Genomic DNA, 22128 nt, shown 5'->3' with positions numbered 1-22128 from the left:
GAAGATGACCGGGTCACTACGGGGAAAGAAGGTTCTCGTGATCGGCCGGGGCAGCGGTATCGCCCCCCCGGTGGCGCTGGGCGCCCGCGAGGCGGGCGGCACCGTCGTCGTCGCCGGCCGCGGCCGGCGAGCGCTCGCGGCGGCCTACGACGATCCCGGCATCACCGCCGAGCAGGTGGACCTCACCGACGAGACCTCCATCGCCGGGCTGGCCGGACGGGTCGGCCGGCTCGACCACGTCGTCTCGGCGGCGTCGGCCCGTGCCCGCGGCGCCGTCACCGACCTCGACCACGACACCGTGCTGGCGTCGTTCAACGTCAAGGTGGTCGGCCCGATGTTCCTGGCCAAGCACCTCGCGCCCCGGATGCCCGCGGACGGCTCCTTCGTGCTGTTCTCCGGGTCCTCGGCGCGCAAGCCCGCCGCCGGGATGCTCGCCGTCGGGGCGACCAACGGGGCGGTCGACGTGGTGGCCAGCAGCCTCGCGGTCGAGCTGGCGCCGATCCGGGTCAACGCGATCTCGCCCGGCACCATCGACACCGGGGCCTACGACGGCCTCGGCGCGCAGCGGAAGGCGGACCTGTTCGCGGCCCGCCAGGCCGGCAACCCCGTGCGGCGCGTCGGAAGTTCCGCCGACATCGCGGGCGCCGTGCTGTTCGCGCTCACCGGCACGTTCCTGACCGGTGTCTCGCTCGCCGTCGACGGCGAGCGAGCCCCCTCGTCTGATCGGAGCATCATGGACCGGGCTTCGCCCTGGACGTCGACCACCGGCGCAGCGAGCGGTTCCGGGTCGTCCAGCTCACCCCGCCCGGGTCGGCGTGCTCGGTGCAGTTCGGGACCGGGCTGACCGACGCCGCACCGGGTCGGCGCGGAACAGCTACCTCGTGGTGGCCGAACTCGGGCCCATCCGGCACAAGGCCTCCGCCGACTGGCAAGGCGACTACGCATCCGGCACCGACCCCGGGCGGCGCGACTACGCCAGCTTCACCGAGTTCGCCGACCCGGACGGCAACACCTGGACGATCCAGGAACGCGGCTACGCGGCGCAGTCTCAGGGAGCGTCCGCGAAGGCTCGATCACGCTCCTAGCGCGGGCTGGGCCGAGTATCACCAGCTCCCGCGGACGCACGCATCCGGCAAAATACCGATCCGGCCCGCATGGCAGGCCGAGGCGGTCAGTTCACCGTCTCGTCGGTGACCTCGTCCCGCATCTTGCGGCCCGACTTCGGGTCCGGCCTCGGGCGGCGTGGCTCGCGCACGCCGGAGCCGCCGCCGCGTTCCAGCCACAGCCTCACCGTCGAGCCCGGCGGCACCTTCGCGCCGGACTCCGGGCTCTGGTCGACGACCACGCCGTCGGGCCCGCTCAGGGTGGGCAGGGGCGGGCCGTCCGGGTCCGGCCCGACCGGCACCAGATCCTCGCGGTGCAGCAAGGCGCGGGCGTCGTCCCACGACAGGCCGATCACGTTCGGGACCTGCACCGACGAGCGCCGGCGCCGCCGCAGTGCGACCGCGGACGGGGCGCCCTCGATGGCCCCGCGGACGAGGTCGGTCGCGACGTCCCCCGCCGGGTCGCGGGCCGGGCTCTCGTCCACGTCCCGCCACCGCTCCCACGCCGACTGGCGCGTCACCCCGAGCCTGATCGCGATCTCCGACCACGACTTGCCCTGTCCGCGGGCAGCGCGCACCGCCTCGAACTCGGCCTGGTCGAGCAGCCGCCGCACCACCCCGACGTCGGTGAGCGCGATCAGGGCGCTGTCGTCGGCCGGGCTCGGCGGTGCGCCGGACCACCCCGCGAGCCGTGCCCACGCCTCCCGGCCCTCCCGCCAAGGGCCCACACCTTCACCCATGCTGTCAGGCTAGCCTGACACGCCCGCGCCGTCCAGGGAGTCGCAGTGCCCTGCGGCCTGGCGTTGTCGTGGGCGAGGCCCGGGAAGGAGGCAGGTCATGACCGAACGCGGGCGCAAGCACAGGTGCCGCATCAGCGTCACCGTCCAGGTGGAGACGACGCCGGCCCGGCTGCCGGCGGCCCTGACGCCGGTGCTGCTCGGGCTGCTGACCCTGTACGTGCGCCGACCACCGGCCCCTGGGGGCGGCCGGCACACGGTCGCACAGGTCGGCACCGACGGCATGCCCTGTCCGGCCGATACCTGCCCGCGGGCCGAGTCGTCGATGCACCTCGAGATCGGCGTCATTTCGCGTTCGCGGGCCGCGCCGGCGGCGGGTCCGTGACAGGCCGTCGCGACGGAGGATCTCTTCAGCTTCCTCGGGCGAGGCGGGTCCGGCGAGCGTTTTGCCGTCGCGGCGAAGGGGTAGTCACAAGGCCCGATCTTCGTGCTTCCCGTGGAGCAGCCATGGTCAGTTTCCCGCACCGCCGACGTGAAACCGCGCTCCTCGAACGGGTTCTGTCCGCCGAACCCGTCTGCACGGCCTTGCACGGGCTGTTCGCCGAGCCGCCGTCCCCGCCGGCCGCCGAATGTGTTGCCGCGCCGGTGGAAAAGCGCCGCAGAGGCTCGCGGCGGGCGACAGTGCTGCGCGCGGTGACGGTAGCGGTCGTGCTGCTGGGCATCGGCGGCGCGGTCGCGGCCGCCGTCTCGGGACTGGTCGTCGTCGCCCTGCTCAGCGCCGTCCTGGCGCTGGCCGGGCTGATCGTGGGAGTCGGGCAGGTGGTGACCGTGTCACTGCGGCGCCCGAAGCCGCCGCGGCCCGCGCCGCGCCGGGCCCGCGACGAGTTCACCAGCGAGTAGGCGGGTCACTCGCCCGGCAGGTCGAGCTCGGCGTGCCGGGTGGCGAGGGTCCGGGCGAGATCGGCCAGCTTGACGTTCAGGTCCTGCGAGGTGCGCCGGAGGATGTCGAAGGCCTCCTCCGCGCTCACCCCGCGCCGCGCCATCAGGATGCCCTTGGCCTGCCCGATCACGTCCCGGCTGTCGATCGCCCTGCGCAGGTGGGTCCGCTCCAGTTCGGCGTAGGTGACAGCGCGCGTGTGCGCCAGTGCCAGCGCTGCGTGTGCGGCCAGCAGCATCGCGGTGTCGGGCGCCTCGGGCCCGATCCGGCCCTTCGAGTAGACGTTCAGGGCTCCGCGGTTGGTGCCGAGATCCTCCGGGTCGGGCAGCAGCGCCGTGGACAGCACCGAGCTGAACCCGTGCGCGGCCGCGGCGGGGCCGAACTTCGGCCACGCCGGCTCGTGCGCGAGGTCGGCGCTGCTCACCCGGGCCGGACCGGCCGGCAGCGCGGCGTCGAAGCAGGGGCCCTCGCCGAACTCGGTCTGCAGCCGGTCCAGCTCCTCGGCGAGCGAAGGGGGGTCGCCCACCGGGGTGTGCAGCCGCCCGTCCTCGTCCTGCAGGCTGACGCTGACCAGGTCCGCTTCCGGGATCAACCGCTCCGTGGCCGCGGAGACGTGCGCGAGTGCCTCGGCCACCGTGGCCGCGCCGAGCAGGGCGCGCGTCAGCCCGGCGAGTTCGCGGGCCAGCGGCCCGAGCTGCCCTCGGTCCATGGGGTCCACCTCCTGCGGTCTAACCGGCTGGGTACCAACAAGGGACGCAAAGTATTCCCGCGGGCGCGGGAGCCTCAGGCGGGCGGCAACCCGTGCGAGTGTCCGGTTTGGACTCCGCGGTCAGGCCCGCTGCTCGCAGCGTCGTTTCAGGGAAGCCGCTTCCGTGTCGACGTAGCGGCGGCTGCGCGCCCCCGTGAGCAGTCCCAACAGGGGAGCGAGCAGCCCGGTCATCTCGAGGGTGAGCACGGCCCGGCTGCCGCTGTCGTCGTCCGGGGTGACGTAGTGGCCGGCGACGACGCCGTAGCCGGGCCCGCCGGTGCGCCAGACGAAGGAGCGGTCCGGCTCGAGCTCGGTGACCTCCCAGACCAGCGTGTTCATCTTCGGCTGCTTGAGCCTGGCCTTGTTCCCCACCGCCAGCGGCCCGTCGTCGAGCCGGTGCAGCTCGTCCACCGTGCTGGTCCACGCGGGCCAGTCCGCGACGTCCCGCAACACGGTCCAGACCAGTTCGGCGGGGGCGTGGATGCGCACCGAAGTCTCGTACCGCATACCGTCTCCTCGCGCGGGGGACCCCATCCGGGAGGGAGCCTAGCCCTCTTCCCCGGCCCGCGATGGCTCATCGCGATACCGGCGGTGAGTTCCGGTGACGGCCGTGGTCCACCTTCTGACCGCACTTCCCAGGACGAGGGGACCCGATGACCGACCTGCACACCCTGCTCGGCCGTTACGTGGACGACGGCACCCTGCCCGGCGCGGTGGGGCTCGTGGCCCGCGGCGACGAGGTCGAGGTCGCGGCCGTGGGTTCGGTCGGCCTCGGCGAAACCGCCCCGATGGCCCGGGACTCGATCTTCCGCATCGCCTCGATCACCAAGTGCGTCACGGCCGCGGCGGTGCTGATGCTGGTGGAGGACGGCCAGGTCGCCCTCGACGACCCGGTCGCCCGCTGGCTGCCGGAGCTGGCCGCGCCGGCCGTCGTGCGCACTCCCGACGCGCCGGTCGACGACGTGGTCCCGGCGGCCCGCCCGATCACCGTCGCCGACCTGCTCACCTCCACCGCCGGATACGGCTTCGCATCGGACTTCTCGCTCCCCGCCGTCCAGCGGCTCTTCCCGGTGCAGAAGGACGGCCGCGAGCCGCAGACCTTCCCCGGCCCCGACGAATGGCTGGCCGAGCTGGCGAAGGTGCCGCTGGCGTACCAGCCCGGCGAGGGCTGGCTCTACGACACCTGCTCCACGCTGCAGGGGGTCCTGGTCGGGCGGGCGTGCGGACAGTCGTTCCCGGACTTCCTCGCCGAGCGGGTGTTCGCGCCGCTGGGCATGGCCGACTCCGGGTTCGTCGTCCCGGAGTCCCGGCGGCCGCGGTTCACCAGCTTCTACAAGGCGAAGCCCGATGGCGGGCTCGTCCTCGCCGACGCCCCGGACGGGCAGTGGAGCACCGAACCGGCGCTCCCGCTGGGCAACGGCGGGCTCGCCGGGACCGCCGACGACCTGCTCGCGTTCGGCCGGATGCTGCTCGCGGGAGGCACCGCGCCCGATGGGCGCCGGGTGCTCTCGGCCGGGTCCGTGCGCCTCATGACGACCGACCACACCAGGCCCGCCCACCGCGAGATCGGCAGGCTGTTCCTCGAAGGGCAGGGCTGGGGCATGGGCGGCTCCGTCGACATCGCACCGCTGGACCCGTGGAACGTGCCGGGGCGCTACGGCTGGGTCGGCGGTACCGGCACGTCCGCGCACGTCGTCCCGTCGACCGGCACCGTCGCAATCCTGCTCACCCAGGTCGGCGTGGACAGCCCGGTCGCGCCCGGCTGGATGCGGGACTTCTGGCGGTACTCCACCGCTTCCTGACGCCACGGGTGAGGCGGGATTTCTCCCGCGCCGGGGTGAGACCTCCGGCCGCGCTGCCGCCAACCGTCCGTGCGCACTGGACATGAGGGATTCGGGAAGAGGACCGCACTGGTCACCGGTCGTCAACGTCTCCAGCGGGATCGTCGCGAACCCGGGCGGCATGGTCGGCGCGAACGCCTACCGCCCGGGCGCGGTGGACACCGCGATGCAGGAGTGGATCCGCTCGCAGGACGAGGCGACCATCCCGCACCTGCGCGAACGCTTCCACCGCAACCACCGCGAGGGCCTGCTGGTCACCCCTGCGGCCTCCGCCCCGGCGGTGCTGGTGTGCGGCACCCGCGTGGCGTGCGGCAGCGCCGGCACGAGCAGCGCGAGGGCGGCGGAGTAGCTGAGGACGCCGAGGAGGAGCACGGGCACGACCGGCGCGGTGGTTGCTCCCTCAACCGCCTGTTCCGCCGAAGGCCGCGTTGGTCCCGTCGCCCCCGCTGTGTCCCGCCCGGCCATCCGAGCTCCTCCTCGATTGCGAGACGAGACATCTCGTCTCGTTACGAGGAGAGCCGAAAACGCGGGGCGTGGTTCCGCGAAGGCGTGACCCGGCACCGAGCGGGAACCCTCAGGCGGGGCTCGGCACGATCAGCGTCTCGGCCCGCAGGCCCGCCGCCTGCCCGGCGTAGGTCTGCATCAGCGTGATCGCCCGCTGGAGGTCGGGCGCGCTGAGCGTCGTCGGGTAGTGGTCCATCGCCAGCAGCCGCACGGTCTGCGCGTCGACGCCCGTCAGCTCCGGCAGCACCTCGACCAGCTTCGCCCGGTCCGCGGCCGCCGCCTGGCCCTGGTCGAGCGCCTTCTGCATCGCGGTCACCGTCTTCGGGTGGTCGTGGATGAAGCTGTCGAGCGCGATGCACCCGGCGAGCGGCATGTCCGCCGTCGGCCCGGCGCCCAGCGACAGCACGGGCACCAGGTGCTGCGTGCGGGCCGCCTGGGTGAGGAACGGCTCGATCTCCACCGCGGCGTCGATCTGCTTGCTCGCGATGGCCGCGGCCGCGTCGGTGAACTTGATCGGCAGGTACCGCACTGAGTTCTGGTCCACCCCGTGGTCCTGCAGCGTGGCGCGCAGCAACAGCTCCGCCACCGAACCGCTCTGCTGGATGCCCACCTTCTTGCCCACCAGGTCCCGCGGCGCCGCTATCCCGGCGTCCGGCGCGGCCATCACCACGGTCGAGTTCTCCGTGGCCGCGTTGCCGTTCGCGATGATCTTCGCCGCCAGCGTCCGCTGCGCGACCGCCTGGAAGAACGACACGTAGTTGGTCACCACGAAGTCGAGCTCCCCGTTGAGCAGCGCCGGGAACGCGGTCGGCCCCGAGGCGAACACCTTCATCCGGACGGTGAGTCCCTGCGCCGCGAAGTAGCCGTCCTTCTCCGCGATCTTCGCCGCGGCACTGGACTGGCTGGCCAGCAACCCCATGCCGACCTCGTTCTTCTCCGGCCCGCCCGGCCCGGCCGGCCCGGGGGCCGCCTGCCGGTTGCCGTTGAGTGCCGAGCATCCGGTCAGCGACAGGGCGAGCGAACCCCCGGCCCCGCACAGGAAACTCCGGCGCGTCGGACTCATCGCCACACTCCTCGAAGTACGGTCATCGGCGGCGGAGCCAGTCGACGTCCTCGAACAGAGGCTCGTCGTCCGGCTCCGGCTCCGGGGGCGGCGGAACCGCTTCGGCGCGCAGCACCCGGTCCTCGACCTGGTCCCAGTCGTAGCCCTGTTCGGCATAGTAGAGCAACTGGCCGAAGTCGAGCAGGATCCGTCGCGGCATCGGAAGTCCTTTCAGGACGGCAGCAGCGTCGCGCGCCACACGCCGGCGGCGGGGTTCCACTTGTTCGGGTCGAACTTGCCACCGGCGCGTTCGAAACCGATGGCGCGGTTCTGCCCCTTCTGGTAGATCGTGTCGCCGATGTAGCCCACCGGGTCCTTGCTCGCGGCGCCCAGTGCCGTCCAGATCTGCCCGATCCGCCGCACGGCCTCCTCGTAGGCGGACCGCACCTCGTCGATGCCCTTGCGCACCTTTTCGACGAACTGCGCCGCCTCGTGCATCCGTTTCATGAACAGCTTCATGTCGTCGTCGCTCATCACGCCGTCGGGCACGATCGCGACGCCGGAGGAGGTGCGTGGCGCGCAGTTGATCGTGTCGTAGGAGCCGGGATTGCGGTCCAGGATCTCGCGCACGCGCGGGAAGTACCTGTCGATCAGGTCCTGCGCGCCGTCGAGGATCTTGTTGACCAGCTTCATGACCTGTTCGTAGATCCAGTTGAACGTCAGCGAGCACATCTCGAACAGGTCGGCGAGCCCGCCGGTGCCCTGATGCCACTCGAACATGTGGTACTCGAAGTTCGCCGCGGCGGGGCCGTCCCACTGCGAGCCGATCCGCAGGGTGCCGCGGCGCAGGTTCTCCGCGACGCTGTAGGTGCTGTTGCCGATGTCGCGGTAGGCCTCGAAGAACCAGTAGAGCCGCGAGTAGTCGCCGGTGATGGGCACGATCAGCTTCTGCACGAGGGTCTGGTCGGGATGGTTGAGCGCCCAGATGTCCTCGCACTGCGAGACCAGGCCGTACCGGCGGTCGTCGATCAGCTTCTGCAGCCCCGGGTCCGCGCCGGAGGGCTGCGCGGGCTTCTCCCACTCGTCGTCGGCGTGGTAGCTCCTGCCGCGCACGAAGGCGGCGTCGTTGTGGGTCAGCTCCGGGTAGTTCACCCCGCCCAGCGGCTGCCCGAACAGGTACAGCAGCTCTTCCTTCGACTGCGCGTCGTTCTTCTCGTACAGCTTCCCGGCCTTCTGCAGGCTCGCGACCGTCACCTCCATCCTGGCCTGGCAGGTGCGCAGCTTCCACGCGCACCACCCGGCCAGCTCCTCGGCCTTGCCCGCCAGCAGGCTCATCAGGTTGGTCATGCCGTTGGTGTCGCCGCAGGTCGTCCTGGCGTAGGTGGCCAGGTCGGTGAAATGATCGGCCTGCTCGTCCAGCAGGCCGCCCATCCCCTCGACGTCCTTGGGGGCGACCTTGAACCCGGTCGACTTGTCACTCATCGGGACAGGGTGGGCGAAGGTGCGCACACCCGGTGCACACGGCGCGCACAGGCACGGTTAGGTGGGCGCATGGAGTTCCGGGTGCTGGGTCCCCTGGAAGCCCGCGGCGACGACGGCCCCGTCGAGCTCGGCGGTCCCCGGCAGCGGGCCGTGTTGGCCGCGTTGTTGTTGCGCGCCAACAGTCCGCTGAGCCTCGGGGAGCTGTCCGCCGCCGTCTGGGACGAGCCGCCGGACGCGGCCGGGTCGAACCTGCGCACCTATGTCGCGCGGCTGCGGCGGCTGCTGCGGACGAGCAGCGGGTCGCGCCTGCTGACCACCCACGCCGGGTACCAGCTGGTCCTCGAGCCGGGGGAGCTGGACCTGGAGGTGTTCTCCGGGCACGTCGAGCAGGCGAAGCAGTCGCTGGCAGCGGGGGACGCCGCGACGGCCGTGGACTGCTTCGACCGTGCCGCGCGGCTGTGGCGGGGCGCGCCGCTGTCGGGGGCGGCGGAGACCCTGACGCTGCGCGCCGAGGCCGACCGCCTCGGCCAGTTGCGGGTCGCGGTCACCGAGCAGAGCGTGCGGGCGAAGCTCGAACTGGGCCGCCACGACGAGGCGGTGTCGCAGCTGCGGCCGCTGACGGTGGCGTACCCGCTGGCGGAGGAGCTGTGGGCGTTGCTGATGCTCGCGCTCTACCGGGGCGGCCGGCAGGCCGACGCCCTCGCGGTGTTCGCGGAGGCGAGGCGCAGGCTGGTGCACGAGATCGGTGTCGAGCCGGGGCCGCGGCTGCGCCGGATGCAGGAACGGGTTCTCGCCGCGGACCCGCTGCTGCACGAAGGGACGCGGGCGCGCGCGGGTGCGCATCACCAGCTTCCGCCGGACATCGCGGAGTTCACCGGCCGGGAGGACGAGTTCGCGACGTTGCGGGCACAGCTCGACGCCGCGGGCGAAGCGGCGGTCGTCATCACCGTCGTCGAGGGCATGGCCGGGGTCGGCAAGACCCGGTTCGCGGTGCACGCCGCACACCGGCTGGTGCGGGCCGGCCGGTTCGCCGAGATCCAGCTGTGGGCCGATCTCCGCGGGTTCGACCCGGTCGCCGCGCCTGCCGATCCCGGCGAGGTGCTGGCGGACTTCCTGGAGCTGCTCGGCGTTTCGCGCGACCGGGTCCCGCCGGCGCTCGAGCAGCGCGCGGCGCTCTACCGCGACCGGCTCGCGGGCAGGCGGGTGCTGGTGCTGCTGGACAACGCCGCGGACGAGGAGCAGGTGCGGCCACTGGTGCCGGGGGGCACCGCGGCCTGCCTCGTGCTGGTGACCAGCCGGCGGGCACTGGCCGACCTCGACGGCGCGCAGTCGCTGCCCCTGGACGTGCTCCGCCCGGCCGAGGCGCTCGCCCTGCTGGGCCGGATCGCGGGCGCCGACCGGGTCGAGGCCGAACCCCGGCAGTCGGCGCGGGTGGTGGATCTGTGCGGACGGCTGCCGATCGCCCTCACCCTCGCCGCCCGCCGGCTCCGTGCGCGTCCACTGTGGATGGTGGGCACGCTCGCGGACCGGCTCGCCGCGGACACCCGGCGGCTGGACGAGCTCGCCGGGCGGAACAGGGCCGTGCGGGCGAGCTTCGAGCTGTCCTACCGGGGGCTCGAACCGGGCCCGCGGCGGATGTTCCGGTTGCTGGGCCTGCATCCCGGTGACGACAGCACCGCGTGGGCGGCCGCCGCGCTGGCCGGGTCGTCCCCGGACGAGGCGGAAGTGTGGCTGGAACACCTGCTGGACGAACATCTCGTGCAGCAGGTCGTGCCGGGCCGGTACCGGCAGCACGACCTGCTGCGGGCCTTCGCCCGGGAGAAGGCGGACGACGACGCGGCGGTCCGGCGGCTGCTGAGCTGGTACCTGCACACCGCGGCGGCGGCGACGCACGCGCTCGACCCCCGGGCCCGGCGCGCGCCGCTCGACCCCATCGAGCGGCCGCCGCACGTGCCCGCCTTCGCCGGCCGCGACGAGGCGCTGGCGTGGTGCCACGCCGAGCGGGCCAACCTGGTCGCCGCCGTGCGCGTCGCGGCGGAACGTGAGCCCGCGCTCGGGTGGCGGCTGGCCGCGAGCCTGCTCGGCTACTTCTACCTCAGCAAGCACTGGGACGACTGGCTCGCCACCCACCACGCCGCGCTCGGCGCCGTCGCCGGGACGGAACGCCTTGGCGAGGCGACGATCCGCAGCGGGCTCGGGGTGGCCTGCAGCGACCTGCGGCGGTTCCCCGAAGCGCTCGAACACCACCGCGCGGCCGCGGCCCTGTTCGAAGGGGTGGTGGCGCCGCAGGCCCAGGCGTGGAACCTGAACAACCTCGGGGTGGTGCACAGCGACGTCCACCGGTTCGCCGAGGCGGCCGAATGCCATCGCGCCGCGCTGGAGATCTTCCGCACGCTCGGGGACGAGCGAGGTGAGGGCATCAGCCTGAACAACCTCGGGGACGCCCACCGTCAGCGCCACGAGCTCGCCGCCGCGCACGACTGCCTGCGCCAGGCACTGGCCCTGCAGCGGCGGGCGGGCGACCCCGACGCGCAGCGGTTCACCCTGTGCAGTCTGGGGGATCTGCACCGCGACCTCGGCGAGCGGGACCGCGCGCTCGGGTACTACCGGGAAGCGCTTTCGCTGAGCCGGGAGCGGGCGGACGACTGGGGTGTCGCGCGGCTGCTCGTCCGCGTCGCCGACCTGCTCGACGGCGCGCAGGTGCGGCGGTGCCTGGGCGAGGCACTGGAAATCCTCACCGGCCTGGGCGATCCGCAGGCGGACGCGTTGCGGGCGCGGCTGGCCCAGACCTCTCCGTAGCGACCCCGGGCGGCAGCTCAGCCCCCGTGCCCGCCTTCGACGAGCGCGGCGAGGTTGTCCAGTGCCATCCGGGTGCCCGTCTCGTTGTCGGCCGGGGGCACGCTCTCGGGGATCCCGTCGTGCACGATCAGGACCTCGGTGCCGCCGCCGGGCGCGTCGGCGAGCGTGGTCGTCATGGTCATCTCGCCGCCGAGTGCGGGATCGTCCGCCTCGAACTCGAACACCTCGACCACCTGCTCGTCGGGCACCAGCTTCGCGAAATGGCCGTGGTAGGTGTCGGTGTGCGAGGCCGTCTTGCCTGCGCGGTCCGGCGCGTCGTAGCTCAGCGACACCCGGAACCGCCCTCCTTCGCGCGCCTCGAACTCGTGCACCTGGCTGGTCATGCCGTCCGGCACCCGCCACCGCGCGATCGCGTCCGCGTCCACCAGCGCCCGGTAGACGACCGCCCGCGGCGCCCGCACCCGCCTGCTCACCCGCGTCGAATACATGCGGCCACCTTAGGCGGTCGGTGACGGCGCGGCGGCCCGTCAAGGCGACGTCAAGAACGGCGCCCCGCGCGCAGCGTTCGCGGCAGGGACCGGCGCACCACGCCGACTGCGCGATGCAATCGAGGTATGCGCAGCTCACGCCGCCCGTCGCCGCCGGTGCCCGGCGGGTTCGGGTTCCCGCTCGGACTGGCGACCGGAAGTGTCGTCACACTCTTTGCCGTCGGGGCCGGGGTGACCGGCTGCCCGGACTGGTCGGTGGCGGCCCTGTCCGTGACGGTGGCCGGGGTCGCCGCGCTCACCACCCCGGCGGCCGCGCTGGGCACGGCGTCGGTGTGCTGGTGCCTGCACGACGGGTTCGTCCTCGGCCGCTACGGCGACCTGGTCGCCACGCCCGCGGCGGCGGGATCGGCCGCGATACTGGCCGCGATCGCGCTCGCCACCCTGGTCGTGGCCGCCCTGGTCCGGCTGCACCGGGCGGGGCCGGTCCGCGCACCTGACTGACGCACCGGCCCGCCTGCCCTCAGCCCGGCAGCTCGTCGAACTCGACGACCTGGCGCACCTCGACCTCGACCTCGTCGAACAGCTCGACGTACTGCCGCGCGTACTCGACGGCCTGTGCCTTGTCCTTGGCGTTGATCAGCGCGAAGCCACCGATGATCTCCTTGGCCTCGGTGAACGGCCCGTCGGTCGTGGTGGGCGCCGCACCGCGGTTCTTGCGGACCAGCGCCCCCTTCTCCGACGGGTGGACGCCCTCGGCGGTGATCAGGATCCCGCGCTCGGTCCAGTCCTGGATGAACGCGCCCATCTTCGCGATGAACTCCTGGCTCGGGTTCCACGCCTCGGGCAGGCTCTCGTCAAGCCGGTGCATCATCAGAAACCGCATCGTCGCTCCCTGTCGCGGGCCGGGGTCCGGTCAGTCCGGACGCGTTGACCAGCCGTCACTCCCGCGTCGAACGAGGAGACGGCGTTTCGACACGTTCTACCGGGAAATTCTTCCCGTCGCTCTCAGGTAGTGAGAAGACCACCCGCCGTGATCGCGCTTCGTTACCGTGGCAGGCGCCAAGCGGGTGGAGGGAGTCCGGAGTGGACACGGCCGCGAAGGTCGCCTCGGCGTCGATCGACCTCGAACAAGGGCTGCCGGACGCGGCGCTGCTGCCGCCGCTGGAGGACGCCGTCGCCGCGGCGGCCCGTGCCGCGTGGCGGGCTGGTTCCGGACGGGACGGGATCACCCCGCGCCTGCTGGCCGCGGTCCGCCCGACATGGCCGTATCCGGCGCGGGACTGGACGGTCGCGGGCAGCGGCGACGACGGCGTCGCCCTGGCCTGCCAGGCACTGGTCCGCGCCGGGGACGTCGTCGCGGTGGCCGAACCCGCGGACCCGTTGCTGCTGCGGACGGTGCGCGCCGCCCGCGCCCGGATCGTCCCCGTGGCGTGCGACGACGAAGGGCCCGAACCCGCGTCGCTCGCCCACGTGCTGACCCGCCGCCCGGCCCTGTTCGTCCTGCAACCGCGTGCTTCGGTGCCCACCGGCCTGACGGTCTCCGCGCGCCGGATCGCCGTGCTCGCCCGGGTTCTCGCCGACGACGGCACGGCCGTGCTGGAGTACGACGGGCTCGGGCCCCTCGCGGCCGCAGCGCCGGTGAGCCTCGGGACCCGCCTTCCCGAGCGCGTGCTGCACGTGCGGTCCTACTGCCGGGCCTACGGGCCGGAGCTGCGCAGCTGCGTCGTGGCCGGGCCCGCGGAACTGGTGGAGCGGGTCCGGCGCATCCGCAGCCTCGGCACGGCGTGGTCCGGCCGGGTGCTCCAGGACGCCCAGGCCTTCCTCATCGACGACCCGGACGCGGACGCGCTGCTGCGCCAGGCCCGGGCCCGCTACGCCGCGCGGCGGGAGGCGCTCGCCCGGGCATTGCGGGCCGAAGGCGTCGGCGCCGTTCCGGGGGACGGGCTCGGGTTGTGGGTGCCGGTCGCCGACGAGACCCGCGCGCTGATGAGCCTGGCCGCGCACGGGGTCTCGGTGGCACCGGGCAGCCACTGCCACTCCAGACCGGCCGCCGCCGGGCATCTGCACGTCACGGTCGGCGGCCTGCCCGACGACGCCGCGCGGACGTTCGCGGTGGCCGGGCTGATCGCCGCCGCCGGAGGGTAGTACCGGCCTCCGGCGGGCACCAGCCCTTCCCGGATCCTGGACGGTCCACTGTGGACTCGCTTCAAGGATCTGGGAAGGCTGCCGGGAAACGGGTTCGCTGTTTAGCGTGACGACGTGCCTTCCAGAGCGACTGCCCTGATCCTGCCCCTCGCCGCCGCGTCGGCCGGTTCCGCCCGCCGCTGCAGGACGTGACCACGCAACCGCGGCCGTTCGGCGCCAGACCCCGGATCTGGCACGGCAGAGCGTCGAGCACCGCCTCGACGGAGCCGGCGGCGAAGTGGGGCGACCCGCTGTTCACCGCGAACGGCTTCCACCCCAAGAAGAAGTACGCCGACCTGATCGAGCACTACCGGCAGCGGTGGGTGGACCACGGACGGGATCCCGCCGACGCGCTCGTCGGTTCCGGCGCGGGCGGGCTGTACGTCGCGAAGACCTCGCAGGCCGCGATCGACGGGTTCCGCCCGCACTTCGAGGCGCTCACGAAGACACCCGCGTACCAGCACAACAAGTCCGAGTTCGGCACGCTGGAGGAGAAGATCGCCGGTGGCTCGGCGCTCGTGGGCAGCCCGCAGCAGGTGATCGACAAGATCGGCGACTACCACACCTCGTTCGGCCACGAGATCCAGGCGGTCTCGGTGGACGGGCTCGGCGCGGACGAGGGTCGCGAGGTGCTGGAGCTGTTCGCGGCCGAGGTGATGCCGGTGGTGCGGCGGGAGTTCCCCTCGACGGTCTGGTCCTGAGGTCCGCTCAGGCGAGGGTGAGCCAGAGCAGACTCGCCCCTCCCGCGGCGACGCAGTAGATCGCGAACGGGGTGAGCGTGCGGGTGTGGAAGTAGCGGGTGAGGAACCGGACGGCGAGGTAGGCGCTGACGAACGACGCGACGCTGCCGGCGAGGATCGGGCCGTGGATGCCGATGCCGAGCGGGCCGGTGAGGTCGGGGATCTTCAGCGCGCCGGCGGCGAGGATGACCGGGGTGGCGAGCAGGAACGAGAACCGGGCGGCGTCCTCATGGGACAGTCCGCGCAGCAGGCCGGCGACCATCGTCACCCCGGACCGGCTGATGCCCGGCAGCAGGGCGAGGATCTGCGCCGAGCCGATGAGCACGCCGCGGCCGAACGTGAGGCGGGAGAGCCGGACGTCGGACGCGACGGTCGTGGCCCCACCGCCGCTCGCCGGTGCGGGGTCCGAGGCTTTACGGCGCAGTCGTTCGCCGACGTAGAGCACGAGGCCGTTGGCGATCAGGAAGCTCGCGGCGGGGATCGGCTTGCCGAGCACGGTGCGGAAGAGGTGTTCCAGCAGCAGGCCGGAGATCCCGACGGGGATGGTGGCCAGGATGATCAGCCACGCCAGCCGCTCGGCCGGGGTCTGGATGCGGCGGTGGCGGATCGAGGTGAAGAACCCGCCGATGATCCGGACCCAGTCGCGCCAGAAGAACACCAGCAGTGCGGCGGCGGTGGCCACGTGCAGCCCGACGATGAACGCGAGGTAGGGCGATTCGGCTGAGGACACGTCGAGGTCGTGGGCCCAGCGGCCGCCGACGAGGGCGGGGATGAGCACGCTGTGCCCGAGGCTGGAGACGGGGAACAGTTCGGTGACGCCCTGGAAGGCGCCCACGACGATGGCTTCGAGGTAGGTCAGGCTCACGGTCGGGGGGTTCCTTTGCCCTGGCGGCGGGCGCGCAGCAGTTCGCGGGCCACCGGGATGAGCGACAGCAGCACGATCACCGCGATGATCGGCAGCAGGTAGGTGTCGATGCTGGGGATCTGGCTGCCGAGCAGGTATCCGGCGAGGGTGACGCCGAGCGACCACACCAGACCGCCGAACACCTGCCAGAGGGTGAACGCCTTCGTCGGCACGCCGAGCGCGCCGGCGAGCGGGTTGAGCACGGTGCGCACCAGCGGGATGAACCGGGCGAGGACGACGGCCTTGCCGACGCCGTAGTTCTCCAGCGCCTCGCGGGCCCGCTGCGTGGCGGCGTGCAGGCGGGGACGGTCGGGGCGGTCCAGCAGCGCGGGGCCGGCTTTGCGTCCGATGAGGTATCCGGCCTGGGCGCCGAGCAGCGCGCCCACCGCGGCGGCGACGAGCACCCAGGGCAGGGACAGGTGCAGGGTGGTGCCGGCGCTGGTGGCGCACAGCAGTCCGGCGGTGAACAACAGCGAGTCGCCGGGCAGGAAGAACCCGATCAGCAGGCCGGTTTCGGCGAAGAGCACGACCGCGACGCCGAGCGGGCCGAAGGTGGCCAGCAGGCTGTGCGGGTCGAGCACGTTGAGAGCGAGAGTGTGCACGTCCGCAGTGTCACCGAGGCCGGGTTAACGGATGGCTAAACGGTCGGGAGCAGCAGGGTGAAGGTCGGCGGCGCGGGCCGGGACAGCCACAGCCTGCCCCCTTCCGCCTCGGCGAGACTGCGCGCGAGCGCGAGCCCGATTCCCTTGCCCGACCCGGTCGCACGGCGGCGGAACACGTCCGTGCCCTCGGCGATGCCCGGTCCCTCGTCGGAGACGTCGATCGCCAGGACGTCACCCGCGTCACGGGCGGTGACGGTGACCGTGCCGCGGCCGTGGATGAGCGCGTTGTCCAGCAGGACGGCGAGGATCTGCCGGACGGCGGCCTCCGCCGCGCGCGGCGACGGCGCGCCGTCCGCGGTCACCCGCAGCTCCCGGCCCTGTCCCGCGAGCAGGCCGCGCCAGCCGTCGACGACCTCGCCGAGCAGGCCGTCGAGGTCGGCGCCGGCGCCGGGGCTCGCGCCGGTGCCGCGGGCGAGCGTGAGCAGGTCGTCGATCGTGCGCTCGAGCCGGTCGGCGGTGGCGATGCCGTCGGCGACGGCAGCGTGCAGGTCGGCGCCGGGGGAGTCGAGGGCGGCTTCGAGCTGCAGGCGCAGCCCGGCGAGCGGGGTGCGCAGCTGGTGCGAGGCGTTGGCGGAGAAGGCGCGCTCGCGATCGAGCATGTCCCCGATCCGGCCCGCGGTGGTGTCCAGCGTCGAGCCCACCGAGTCGATCTCGGGCACGCCGGCGGGTGGCGCCCGCACGGTGAAGTCGCCTTCGCCGAGCCTGCGGGCGGCGACGGCGAGCTGTTCGAGGGGATGCGCGAGGCGGGCGGCCATCCGGCGGGCCACCAGCCAGGTGAGGGCCAGCGCGGCGGCGGCCAGGCCGACCATCACCAGCCAGGTCGCCCCGGTGCGCAGGTACAGCTCGGTGCGCGGGGTCGCGGCGCGGACCGCGCCGACGAGCACCCCGTTGTCGGTGACCGGGACCGCGAAGGCGAGTTCGCCCGCCGGCTCGGCGCGCGCCGGCTCGCCGCGGAACGCCCGCTGCACTACGGAATCCGCGGTCGCCGGTCCGGAACCCGCCAGCAGCCGCCCGTCCGGGGCGTAGACGCTCACGCCGGTGTCCGGCAGCGGAAGGCGCCCGCGGTTTTCGGCGAGCTGGTCGGCGAGGGTCAGCGCGGTGGCGTCGGCGACCCGTTCGAGCTCGTTGCGCTCGTCGTCGAGGTAGTACTTCGCCACGCCCGCGGCCAGCGGCAGCCCGAACAGGCTGATGGCGAGCACCGCGGCCGCCACGGTCAGTGCGACGATCCGTTTGCGCACCGTCACTCCTGCGGGCGTTCGAGCCGGTAGCCGTGGCCACGCAGCGTCGAGATCCGGGGCGCGCCGCGGACTGCGGCGCCGGTCAGCTTGCGGCGCAACGACGCGATGTGCACGTCGAGCGTCTTCGTCGATCCGTACCAGTGGGCGTCCCACACGTCGGTCATCAGACTGTCCCGGCTCACCGCGGTGCCCGGGCTCGCGGCGAGCCGGGTCAGCAGGTCGAACTCCTTGGCACGTAAGGAGACCTCGGCGCCGCCGAGATAGACCCGGCGAGCCCCGACGTCGATCCGGAGTGGGCCGACCTCGATCTCGCTCGACAGCGGCGCCGCGCCGGCCGGGCCGCGCCGCAGGTGCGCCCGCACCCTGGCGAGCAGCTCGCCCAGCCGGACGGGCTTGGTGAGGTAGTCGTCCGCACCGGCCTCCAGCCCGACGATCACGTCCATCTCGTCGTGCCGGGCGGTCAGGATCACCAGCACGGCCTGCGGCTGTCCCGCCCGCAGCCGGCGGCACACCTCGACCCCGTCGAGGTCGGGCAGCCCCAGGTCGAGCAGGACGAGGTCGAAGTCCTGCCCGGCCGCCGCGGCGAGGCCGCCGTGCCCGCTGCGCTCCCACCGCACGGTGAACCCGTGGCGGCGCAGGCTCGAGTCGAGCACGCCGCCGATCGTCTCGTCGTCCTCCACCAGCAGCAACCGCACCATGACCGCAGGGTAAACGCCGCGACGCCGCGGACGGCGGCTCCGCCGGTCCGCCATCGGATGATTTTGCCGGGCGCCGACCTGGCTGCGGCTGACCCTGGCGGTGGGCGCCCTGGCGCTCGTCGCCGCCTGTGGGCCGGCTGCCGGCACGGCAGCGCGGGTGGTGGCGAGTGAGGCGCTGGTGACCACGACGACGTCCGCGCCCCCGCCACCTTCTTCGACGCCCTCGCGGTCGGCGCGCAGGTGCAGGTCGTGGCCTGACCGCCTGGGCGCGATCACGCAGGGCCGGCTTCACTGCCGCGTCCCGCACCACGAACGGCCGGGTCATGATGGACAGGTGCGTGTTCCCACCTGGTGGCGTGGCGTCAGCCCGCGCCGGCGCTTGCTGCTCGCCGCCGTCGTGCTCGTCGTGGTCGCCGCGGCGGTCGGCGCGGGCGTGGTCACCGGCGGGCGCGGTGCCGCCCCGCAGAGTGGGGCGCCGCCGCAGGACCGGCCCGGCCCGGTGCTCCTCGTCCCCGGGTACGGCGGCTCGCAGGCCGCGCTCGAGCGGCTCGCGGCCCGGATCCGGCAGGAGACCGGCCGCGAGGCCGACGTGCTGACCCTCGCCGGTGACGGGACCGGTGACCTCCTCGCGCAGGCCGGGGTGCTCGCCGACGCGGTCGAGCAGGCCTACGAGCGCGGAGCGCCGTCGGTGGACGTGATCGGCTACTCGGCGGGCGGTGTGGTCACGCGGCTGTGGGTCGCCCGCGACGGCGGCGCGCATCAGGCGCGCCGCGTGGTGACGCTGGGCGCGCCGCTGCACGGCACGGGCCTCGCCGCCGCGGGCGGGGTGCTGGTGCCGGGTGCCTGCCCGACGGCGTGCCGGCAGCTGACGCCGGGCAGCGCGTTGCTGCGCGAGCTGGACCAGCAGCCGCTCCCGCCCGGCCTGCCGTGGCTGTCGGTGTGGACCGAGCGCGACGAGGTGGTGACCCCGCCGGACTCGGCGCGGCTGCCGGGCGCGCTCAACGTGCCGCTGCAGCAGGCGTGCCCCGCCGACGCGGCCGCGCACGGGGACCTGCCGACCGATCCCGAGGCGGTCGCGCTCGTCCTGCAGGCGCTGGGCACGGCACCGCTGGCCGCGCCCGCGCGCTGCGCGGCGTTCAGCTCTTGATGTCCCGCGTCGCGAAGTTGGCCCACGCGGCGCCCATGAAGACCACGATGTACGCCGCCTGCAGCACCAGCCCGTGGTCGATGTTGCGCCACAGCACGGGATCGCGGAAGAAGTCGATCCAGGACAGCCAGTAGTGCGTCGGCAGGTACGGCTTCACCGGCGCCGCCGCGTCGAGGGTTTCCAGGACCGAGCTGGTGATCAGCACCGCGAGACCGCCGAGCGCCGCACCGAGCGCGGAGTCGGTCAGCGTGGACAGGAACATCGTGATCGCGGCGAACCCCAGCATCGACAGCACGATGTAGGCGACGGCGCCGAGCAGCCGCAGCGCGAGCCCGGACGAGCTGAGCGACCCGCCGGAGAGGGTGACGACGCCGGCCGGCGGGCCGCCCGGCACCGCCTCGCCGCCGGTGCCGAACAGCAGCACGCCGAGCACCAGCGAGGTCAGCACGACGATCGCGATCGCGGCGGTGACGTACGCCGCGACCGCGACCAGCTTCGCGACGAGCAGCCGGGTCCGCCCGACCGGCCGGACGAGCAGGTAGCGCAGCGTGCCGCCGGCCGCCTCGCCGGCGATGGCGTCCCCGGCGACGACGGCCACCGCGATCGGCAGGAACAGCGGCAGCACCAGGGCGAGCGCGGCGGCCGGGTAGAGCGAGCCGTCGCCGACCACCGCCGAGAGGAACGCGCCGCCCTGCCCCGGTGGCGGCGCGAAGTCCGCCGTCGCCAGGAACACCGCGACGATCGCGGGCAGCAGGCACAGCAGCCCGACGCTCACCCACATCCGCGGCCGCAGCACCAGCTTCCGCAGTTCCACGGCGATCATCACGGCTCCCCGAACCGGTCCGAGCCGGGCCCGGTGGCCTCGAGGACGACCTGTTCCAGCGTCCGCCGTTCGGCTTCGATCGACCGCACGCGCACCCCCGCCCCGACGAGCCGGGCGTTCAGCGCCGCCGGGTCGTCGTGCCGGATCACCAGCCGCTCGCCGTCGCGGGACTCCAGCTGCCCGTCGAGGACGGCGGCGGCCGCCGCGGGGTCGGGCGTGCCGAGCAGGATCCGCCCGGTCGCGGCGCGCAGGGCGGCGAGGTCGTCCTCCAGCACGAGCCGGCCCCGGTCGACGATGCCGACCCGCGTGCACAGCTGCTCGATCTCGCCGAGCAGGTGGCTGGAGAGGAACACGGTGGTGCCGTCGCAGTTCAGCTCGATGAGCAGCTCCCGGATCTCCTTGATGCCCTGTGGGTCCAGGCCGTTCGTCGGCTCGTCGAGGATCAGCAGGCGCGGGCGCCGCAGCAACGCGCCCGCGAGCCCGAGGCGCTGGCGCATGCCCAGTGAGTAGGCCTTCACCGGGCGCTGGTCGACGTTGGCCAGCCCGACCCGTTCCAGCGCCTCGCCGATGCGCCGGGCCCGCGTCCGGCGGCCACCACCGCGGCCCGCCGCGTCGAACAACGCGAGGTTGCGGCGCCCGGACAGGTGCCCGTACGCGCCGGGCCCCTCCACCAGCGCGCCCACCTGCGGCAGCACCTCGGCGACCCGTTTCGGCACCGGCCTGCCCAGCACCTCGATCTCCCCGCTCGTCGCGTACACCAGCCCGAGCAGCATCCGCACCAGCGTCGTCTTGCCCGAGCCGTTCGGGCCGAGGAAGCCGTACCGGTCGCCCTCGCGGACGTGCAGGTCGACCGCGTCGACGGCCACGGTCGCGCCGAACCGCTTGGTCAGTGCGTGGGTGACGATCATCGGCCGCCCCGGCGCAGCTGCGAGAGCTCGTCGGCGGCCGCGCGCAGCACCTGCTGACCGACCAGGCCGGCGAGCAGGTAGCCGCTGCGCGCACCGGGCCGGTGCACGATCGCGAGCGACAGCGGCGTGATCGACAGGAACACCCCGGTGCCCGCGGCGAGTGTTTCCGTTGCCGCGCCTGCCTTTCCGGCCGCGTCGGCCGCCGAGTCGGCGATGTTGGCCGGGACGGCGACGACGGTGAACGTCGCCAGGCCGGTCCCGTAGAGGGCAGCGCCCTGGACGCCGGCGAAGTTCACGTCGCGCACGGGATGACCCGAAAGGGCCGTGGGCAACCGCACGCGGCCGAGCGCGCCCAGCGCGTTCGCGATGTCCGGCGCGTTCGACACGTTGAAGCCGCTGCCCGGTGCGGGTTGCGGCGCGGTGACCACGGGGCGGCTCTGGTCGACGTCGTCGAACTCGGTCACGAGCCCGGGCGCGTGCTGCCCGCGTGCGGTCACCTCGACGCGAAGGGGCAGGCCGGTGGCCGGGTCCGCCCAGATGTCGGCCTGCCCGATCGTGGTGTCCGGGTCGGCGGCGGCGAGACGCAGCCCCGAGGCCGCGACCCCGGCGACGTTCCGGCCGGGCAACGCCGTCACCGGGTCGGCCGGCGCCGCGCTCAGGAGCCGGCGTGCGAGCTCGGGTGGCAGCAGGTCGCTCGCCCGCGGCAGCCGGACGGCTTGCTGCCCGGCGACCTCGGTGAGCGTGTTCGTGCCGTAGTCCCAGGTGTATTCGCTGCCGGGCAACCGGTAGGTGTCGCGCTCGCCCGCCGTCGTGAGCACCGCGACGCGGTAGCGGTCGGGCCCGGCGTACCAGGCGCGCACGGTCGTGGTGGCGGAGAACAGGGCGGTGACGTCGGCGAGGTTCGGCAGCTCTGGCAGGGCGAGCGCGCCCGTGCTGTGCGCATCTCCCTGGTACGGCGCGGTGTCCGAGCGCAGCACGAGATCGCGCAGCCGCCCGGCGTCGGCCGCCGGCCCGGCGGGCCGGACAGCGGCGACGATCGAGGGTATCGCCACGAGCACCGCCGCCACCGCGGCCACCACCGTCCACCGGCGCTGTTTCGCCTGCCGCACGACCGACAAGGACATCACCTCTGCGTCCCTTTGT

Annotated in this window: 25 protein-coding genes and 1 pseudogene; 11 read left to right on the top strand and 15 right to left on the bottom strand. The window is 73.6% G+C overall.

Features of this window, described 5'->3' with window-relative positions; all coding sequences use genetic code 11:
- Positions 1-4 precede the first annotated feature (4 nt).
- Entirely contained in the window at positions 5-844 is an 840-nt protein-coding gene (locus tag LWP59_RS22945) for an SDR family oxidoreductase (protein ID WP_144641191.1), read from the top strand.
- 37 nt (positions 845-881) lie between these two features.
- Positions 882-1085, top strand: coding sequence for a VOC family protein (locus LWP59_RS22940; protein ID WP_144641188.1), 204 nt, complete (start codon positions 882-884; stop codon positions 1083-1085).
- 86 nt (positions 1086-1171) lie between these two features.
- Here LWP59_RS22940 and LWP59_RS22935 read toward each other — a convergent pair whose 3' ends face one another.
- Positions 1172-1843, bottom strand: a complete 672-nt coding sequence (locus LWP59_RS22935) for a PASTA domain-containing protein (protein WP_144641185.1) — start codon at positions 1841-1843, stop codon at positions 1172-1174.
- Positions 1844-1940: 97 nt separating this feature from the next.
- On the opposite strand from LWP59_RS22935, the gene LWP59_RS22930 reads away from it, so the two are divergent.
- Positions 1941-2225, top strand: coding sequence for a hypothetical protein (locus tag LWP59_RS22930; RefSeq protein WP_144641182.1), 285 nt, complete (start codon positions 1941-1943; stop codon positions 2223-2225).
- Positions 2226-2347: 122 nt separating this feature from the next.
- On the top strand, positions 2348-2740 hold the full coding sequence (locus tag LWP59_RS22925; protein ID WP_144641179.1) for a hypothetical protein: 393 nt from the start codon (positions 2348-2350) through the stop codon (positions 2738-2740).
- Positions 2741-2745: 5 nt separating this feature from the next.
- On the opposite strand, the gene LWP59_RS22920 is transcribed toward LWP59_RS22925, so the two are convergent.
- Both LWP59_RS22920 and LWP59_RS22915 read right to left on the bottom strand, forming a co-directional pair.
- Positions 2746-3486: an ANTAR domain-containing protein gene (locus LWP59_RS22920; protein WP_144641176.1), complete on the bottom strand. Its 741-nt coding sequence runs from the start codon at positions 3484-3486 to the stop codon at positions 2746-2748.
- A 120-nt stretch (positions 3487-3606) separates the two neighbouring features.
- Entirely contained in the window at positions 3607-4032 is a 426-nt protein-coding gene (locus LWP59_RS22915) for an SRPBCC family protein (RefSeq protein ID WP_144641173.1), read from the bottom strand.
- Between the two features lie 146 nt (positions 4033-4178).
- Here LWP59_RS22915 and LWP59_RS22910 point away from each other — a divergent pair, with 146 nt between their 5' ends.
- Together LWP59_RS22910 and LWP59_RS22905 are read left to right on the top strand one after the other, a co-directional pair.
- Positions 4179-5327 (top strand): serine hydrolase domain-containing protein, encoded by a 1149-nt coding sequence (locus LWP59_RS22910; RefSeq protein WP_144641170.1) that lies wholly within the window; start codon positions 4179-4181, stop codon positions 5325-5327.
- 82 nt (positions 5328-5409) lie between these two features.
- Positions 5410-5715, top strand: coding sequence for a Rossmann-fold NAD(P)-binding domain-containing protein (locus tag LWP59_RS22905; RefSeq protein ID WP_144641167.1), 306 nt, complete (start codon positions 5410-5412; stop codon positions 5713-5715).
- Positions 5716-5940: 225 nt separating this feature from the next.
- Here the strand turns inward: LWP59_RS22905 and LWP59_RS22900 are convergent, their stop codons facing one another.
- From LWP59_RS22900 to LWP59_RS22890, 3 genes are read right to left on the bottom strand one after another with little or no spacing between them, the layout of a single operon-like run.
- Positions 5941-6933, bottom strand: a complete 993-nt coding sequence (locus LWP59_RS22900) for an ABC transporter substrate-binding protein (RefSeq protein WP_186383338.1) — start codon at positions 6931-6933, stop codon at positions 5941-5943.
- 22 nt (positions 6934-6955) lie between these two features.
- Complete coding sequence (locus tag LWP59_RS22895; RefSeq protein WP_186383337.1) at positions 6956-7132, bottom strand: hypothetical protein; 177 nt, start codon at positions 7130-7132, stop codon at positions 6956-6958.
- Between the two features lie 11 nt (positions 7133-7143).
- Positions 7144-8394, bottom strand: a complete 1251-nt coding sequence (locus LWP59_RS22890; protein ID WP_186383336.1) for a hypothetical protein — start codon at positions 8392-8394, stop codon at positions 7144-7146.
- A gap of 69 nt (positions 8395-8463) precedes the next feature.
- Here LWP59_RS22890 and LWP59_RS22885 point away from each other — a divergent pair, with 69 nt between their 5' ends.
- Positions 8464-11193 carry an AfsR/SARP family transcriptional regulator gene (locus tag LWP59_RS22885; protein WP_186383335.1) on the top strand — a complete coding sequence of 910 codons (2730 nt, stop codon included), beginning with the start codon at positions 8464-8466 and terminating at the stop codon, positions 11191-11193.
- Between the two features lie 17 nt (positions 11194-11210).
- Here LWP59_RS22885 and LWP59_RS22880 read toward each other — a convergent pair whose 3' ends face one another.
- Positions 11211-11681, bottom strand: a complete 471-nt coding sequence (locus LWP59_RS22880; RefSeq protein ID WP_144641156.1) for an SRPBCC family protein — start codon at positions 11679-11681, stop codon at positions 11211-11213.
- Between the two features lie 126 nt (positions 11682-11807).
- On the opposite strand from LWP59_RS22880, the gene LWP59_RS22875 reads away from it, so the two are divergent.
- Entirely contained in the window at positions 11808-12182 is a 375-nt protein-coding gene (locus LWP59_RS22875; RefSeq protein WP_144641154.1) for a hypothetical protein, read from the top strand.
- Positions 12183-12201: 19 nt separating this feature from the next.
- Here LWP59_RS22875 and LWP59_RS22870 read toward each other — a convergent pair whose 3' ends face one another.
- Entirely contained in the window at positions 12202-12564 is a 363-nt protein-coding gene (locus LWP59_RS22870; RefSeq protein ID WP_144641151.1) for a YciI family protein, read from the bottom strand.
- 200 nt (positions 12565-12764) lie between these two features.
- Here LWP59_RS22870 and LWP59_RS22865 point away from each other — a divergent pair, with 200 nt between their 5' ends.
- Both LWP59_RS22865 and LWP59_RS22860 read left to right on the top strand, forming a co-directional pair.
- Positions 12765-13826 carry an aminotransferase class I/II-fold pyridoxal phosphate-dependent enzyme gene (locus LWP59_RS22865; protein ID WP_186383334.1) on the top strand — a complete coding sequence of 354 codons (1062 nt, stop codon included), beginning with the start codon at positions 12765-12767 and terminating at the stop codon, positions 13824-13826.
- Between the two features lie 173 nt (positions 13827-13999).
- A pseudogene (locus LWP59_RS22860) lies at positions 14000-14566 on the top strand (LLM class flavin-dependent oxidoreductase); the annotation flags it as partial.
- Positions 14567-14573: 7 nt separating this feature from the next.
- Here LWP59_RS22860 and LWP59_RS22855 read toward each other — a convergent pair.
- From LWP59_RS22855 to LWP59_RS22840, 4 genes are read right to left on the bottom strand one after another with little or no spacing between them, the layout of a single operon-like run.
- Positions 14574-15464, bottom strand: coding sequence for an undecaprenyl-diphosphate phosphatase (locus LWP59_RS22855; protein WP_144641301.1), 891 nt, complete (start codon positions 15462-15464; stop codon positions 14574-14576).
- Positions 15465-15466: 2 nt separating this feature from the next.
- On the bottom strand, positions 15467-16111 hold the full coding sequence (locus LWP59_RS22850; protein ID WP_144641145.1) for a DedA family protein: 645 nt from the start codon (positions 16109-16111) through the stop codon (positions 15467-15469).
- Between the two features lie 35 nt (positions 16112-16146).
- Positions 16147-17409: a sensor histidine kinase gene (locus LWP59_RS22845; protein ID WP_144641142.1), complete on the bottom strand. Its 1263-nt coding sequence runs from the start codon at positions 17407-17409 to the stop codon at positions 16147-16149.
- A 2-nt stretch (positions 17410-17411) separates the two neighbouring features.
- A complete protein-coding gene (locus tag LWP59_RS22840; RefSeq protein ID WP_144641298.1) occupies positions 17412-18107 on the bottom strand; it encodes a response regulator transcription factor in 696 nt (231 codons plus the stop codon).
- A 334-nt stretch (positions 18108-18441) separates the two neighbouring features.
- Here LWP59_RS22840 and LWP59_RS22835 point away from each other — a divergent pair, with 334 nt between their 5' ends.
- A complete protein-coding gene (locus tag LWP59_RS22835) occupies positions 18442-19254 on the top strand; it encodes a lipase family alpha/beta hydrolase (RefSeq protein WP_229857193.1) in 813 nt (270 codons plus the stop codon).
- Here LWP59_RS22835 and LWP59_RS22830 read toward each other — a convergent pair.
- From LWP59_RS22830 to LWP59_RS22820, 3 genes are read right to left on the bottom strand one after another with little or no spacing between them, the layout of a single operon-like run.
- On the bottom strand, positions 19244-20077 hold the full coding sequence (locus tag LWP59_RS22830; RefSeq protein WP_144641139.1) for an ABC transporter permease: 834 nt from the start codon (positions 20075-20077) through the stop codon (positions 19244-19246). The two genes, LWP59_RS22835 and LWP59_RS22830, sit on opposite strands and share 11 nt — an antisense overlap.
- On the bottom strand, positions 20077-20985 hold the full coding sequence (locus LWP59_RS22825; RefSeq protein WP_144641136.1) for an ABC transporter ATP-binding protein: 909 nt from the start codon (positions 20983-20985) through the stop codon (positions 20077-20079). Before LWP59_RS22825 ends, LWP59_RS22830 begins: the two co-directional genes overlap by 1 nt.
- Positions 20982-22109 (bottom strand): hypothetical protein, encoded by a 1128-nt coding sequence (locus LWP59_RS22820; protein WP_144641133.1) that lies wholly within the window; start codon positions 22107-22109, stop codon positions 20982-20984. Before LWP59_RS22820 ends, LWP59_RS22825 begins: the two co-directional genes overlap by 4 nt.
- Positions 22110-22128 lie beyond the last annotated feature (19 nt).

The organism is Amycolatopsis acidiphila (genome assembly GCF_021391495.1).
GTDB classification, from domain to species: Bacteria; Actinomycetota; Actinomycetes; order Mycobacteriales; family Pseudonocardiaceae; genus Amycolatopsis_E; species Amycolatopsis_E acidiphila.
This window is presented reverse-complemented; position numbering and strand designations above follow the sequence as displayed.

What these genes read in the sequence shown, in the direction of transcription:
- LWP59_RS22945 (WP_144641191.1), top strand. Translation starts at nt 5, where the DNA reads ATGACCGGGTCACTACGGGGAAAGAAGGTTCTCGTGATCGGCCGGGGC.
- LWP59_RS22935 (WP_144641185.1), bottom strand. Translation starts at nt 1,843, where the DNA reads ATGGGTGAAGGTGTGGGCCCTTGGCGGGAGGGCCGGGAGGCGTGGGCA.
- LWP59_RS22930 (WP_144641182.1), top strand. Translation starts at nt 1,941, where the DNA reads ATGACCGAACGCGGGCGCAAGCACAGGTGCCGCATCAGCGTCACCGTC.
- LWP59_RS22925 (WP_144641179.1), top strand. Translation starts at nt 2,348, where the DNA reads ATGGTCAGTTTCCCGCACCGCCGACGTGAAACCGCGCTCCTCGAACGG.
- LWP59_RS22920 (WP_144641176.1), bottom strand. Translation starts at nt 3,486, where the DNA reads ATGGACCGAGGGCAGCTCGGGCCGCTGGCCCGCGAACTCGCCGGGCTG.
- LWP59_RS22915 (WP_144641173.1), bottom strand. Translation starts at nt 4,032, where the DNA reads ATGCGGTACGAGACTTCGGTGCGCATCCACGCCCCCGCCGAACTGGTC.
- LWP59_RS22910 (WP_144641170.1), top strand. Translation starts at nt 4,179, where the DNA reads ATGACCGACCTGCACACCCTGCTCGGCCGTTACGTGGACGACGGCACC.
- LWP59_RS22905 (WP_144641167.1), top strand. Translation starts at nt 5,410, where the DNA reads ATGAGGGATTCGGGAAGAGGACCGCACTGGTCACCGGTCGTCAACGTC.
- LWP59_RS22900 (WP_186383338.1), bottom strand. Translation starts at nt 6,933, where the DNA reads ATGAGTCCGACGCGCCGGAGTTTCCTGTGCGGGGCCGGGGGTTCGCTC.
- LWP59_RS22895 (WP_186383337.1), bottom strand. Translation starts at nt 7,132, where the DNA reads ATGCCGCGACGGATCCTGCTCGACTTCGGCCAGTTGCTCTACTATGCC.
- LWP59_RS22890 (WP_186383336.1), bottom strand. Translation starts at nt 8,394, where the DNA reads ATGAGTGACAAGTCGACCGGGTTCAAGGTCGCCCCCAAGGACGTCGAG.
- LWP59_RS22885 (WP_186383335.1), top strand. Translation starts at nt 8,464, where the DNA reads ATGGAGTTCCGGGTGCTGGGTCCCCTGGAAGCCCGCGGCGACGACGGC.
- LWP59_RS22880 (WP_144641156.1), bottom strand. Translation starts at nt 11,681, where the DNA reads ATGTATTCGACGCGGGTGAGCAGGCGGGTGCGGGCGCCGCGGGCGGTC.
- LWP59_RS22875 (WP_144641154.1), top strand. Translation starts at nt 11,808, where the DNA reads ATGCGCAGCTCACGCCGCCCGTCGCCGCCGGTGCCCGGCGGGTTCGGG.
- LWP59_RS22870 (WP_144641151.1), bottom strand. Translation starts at nt 12,564, where the DNA reads ATGCGGTTTCTGATGATGCACCGGCTTGACGAGAGCCTGCCCGAGGCG.
- LWP59_RS22840 (WP_144641298.1), bottom strand. Translation starts at nt 18,107, where the DNA reads ATGGTGCGGTTGCTGCTGGTGGAGGACGACGAGACGATCGGCGGCGTG.
- LWP59_RS22830 (WP_144641139.1), bottom strand. Translation starts at nt 20,077, where the DNA reads ATGATCGCCGTGGAACTGCGGAAGCTGGTGCTGCGGCCGCGGATGTGG.
- LWP59_RS22825 (WP_144641136.1), bottom strand. Translation starts at nt 20,985, where the DNA reads ATGATCGTCACCCACGCACTGACCAAGCGGTTCGGCGCGACCGTGGCC.
- LWP59_RS22820 (WP_144641133.1), bottom strand. Translation starts at nt 22,109, where the DNA reads ATGTCCTTGTCGGTCGTGCGGCAGGCGAAACAGCGCCGGTGGACGGTG.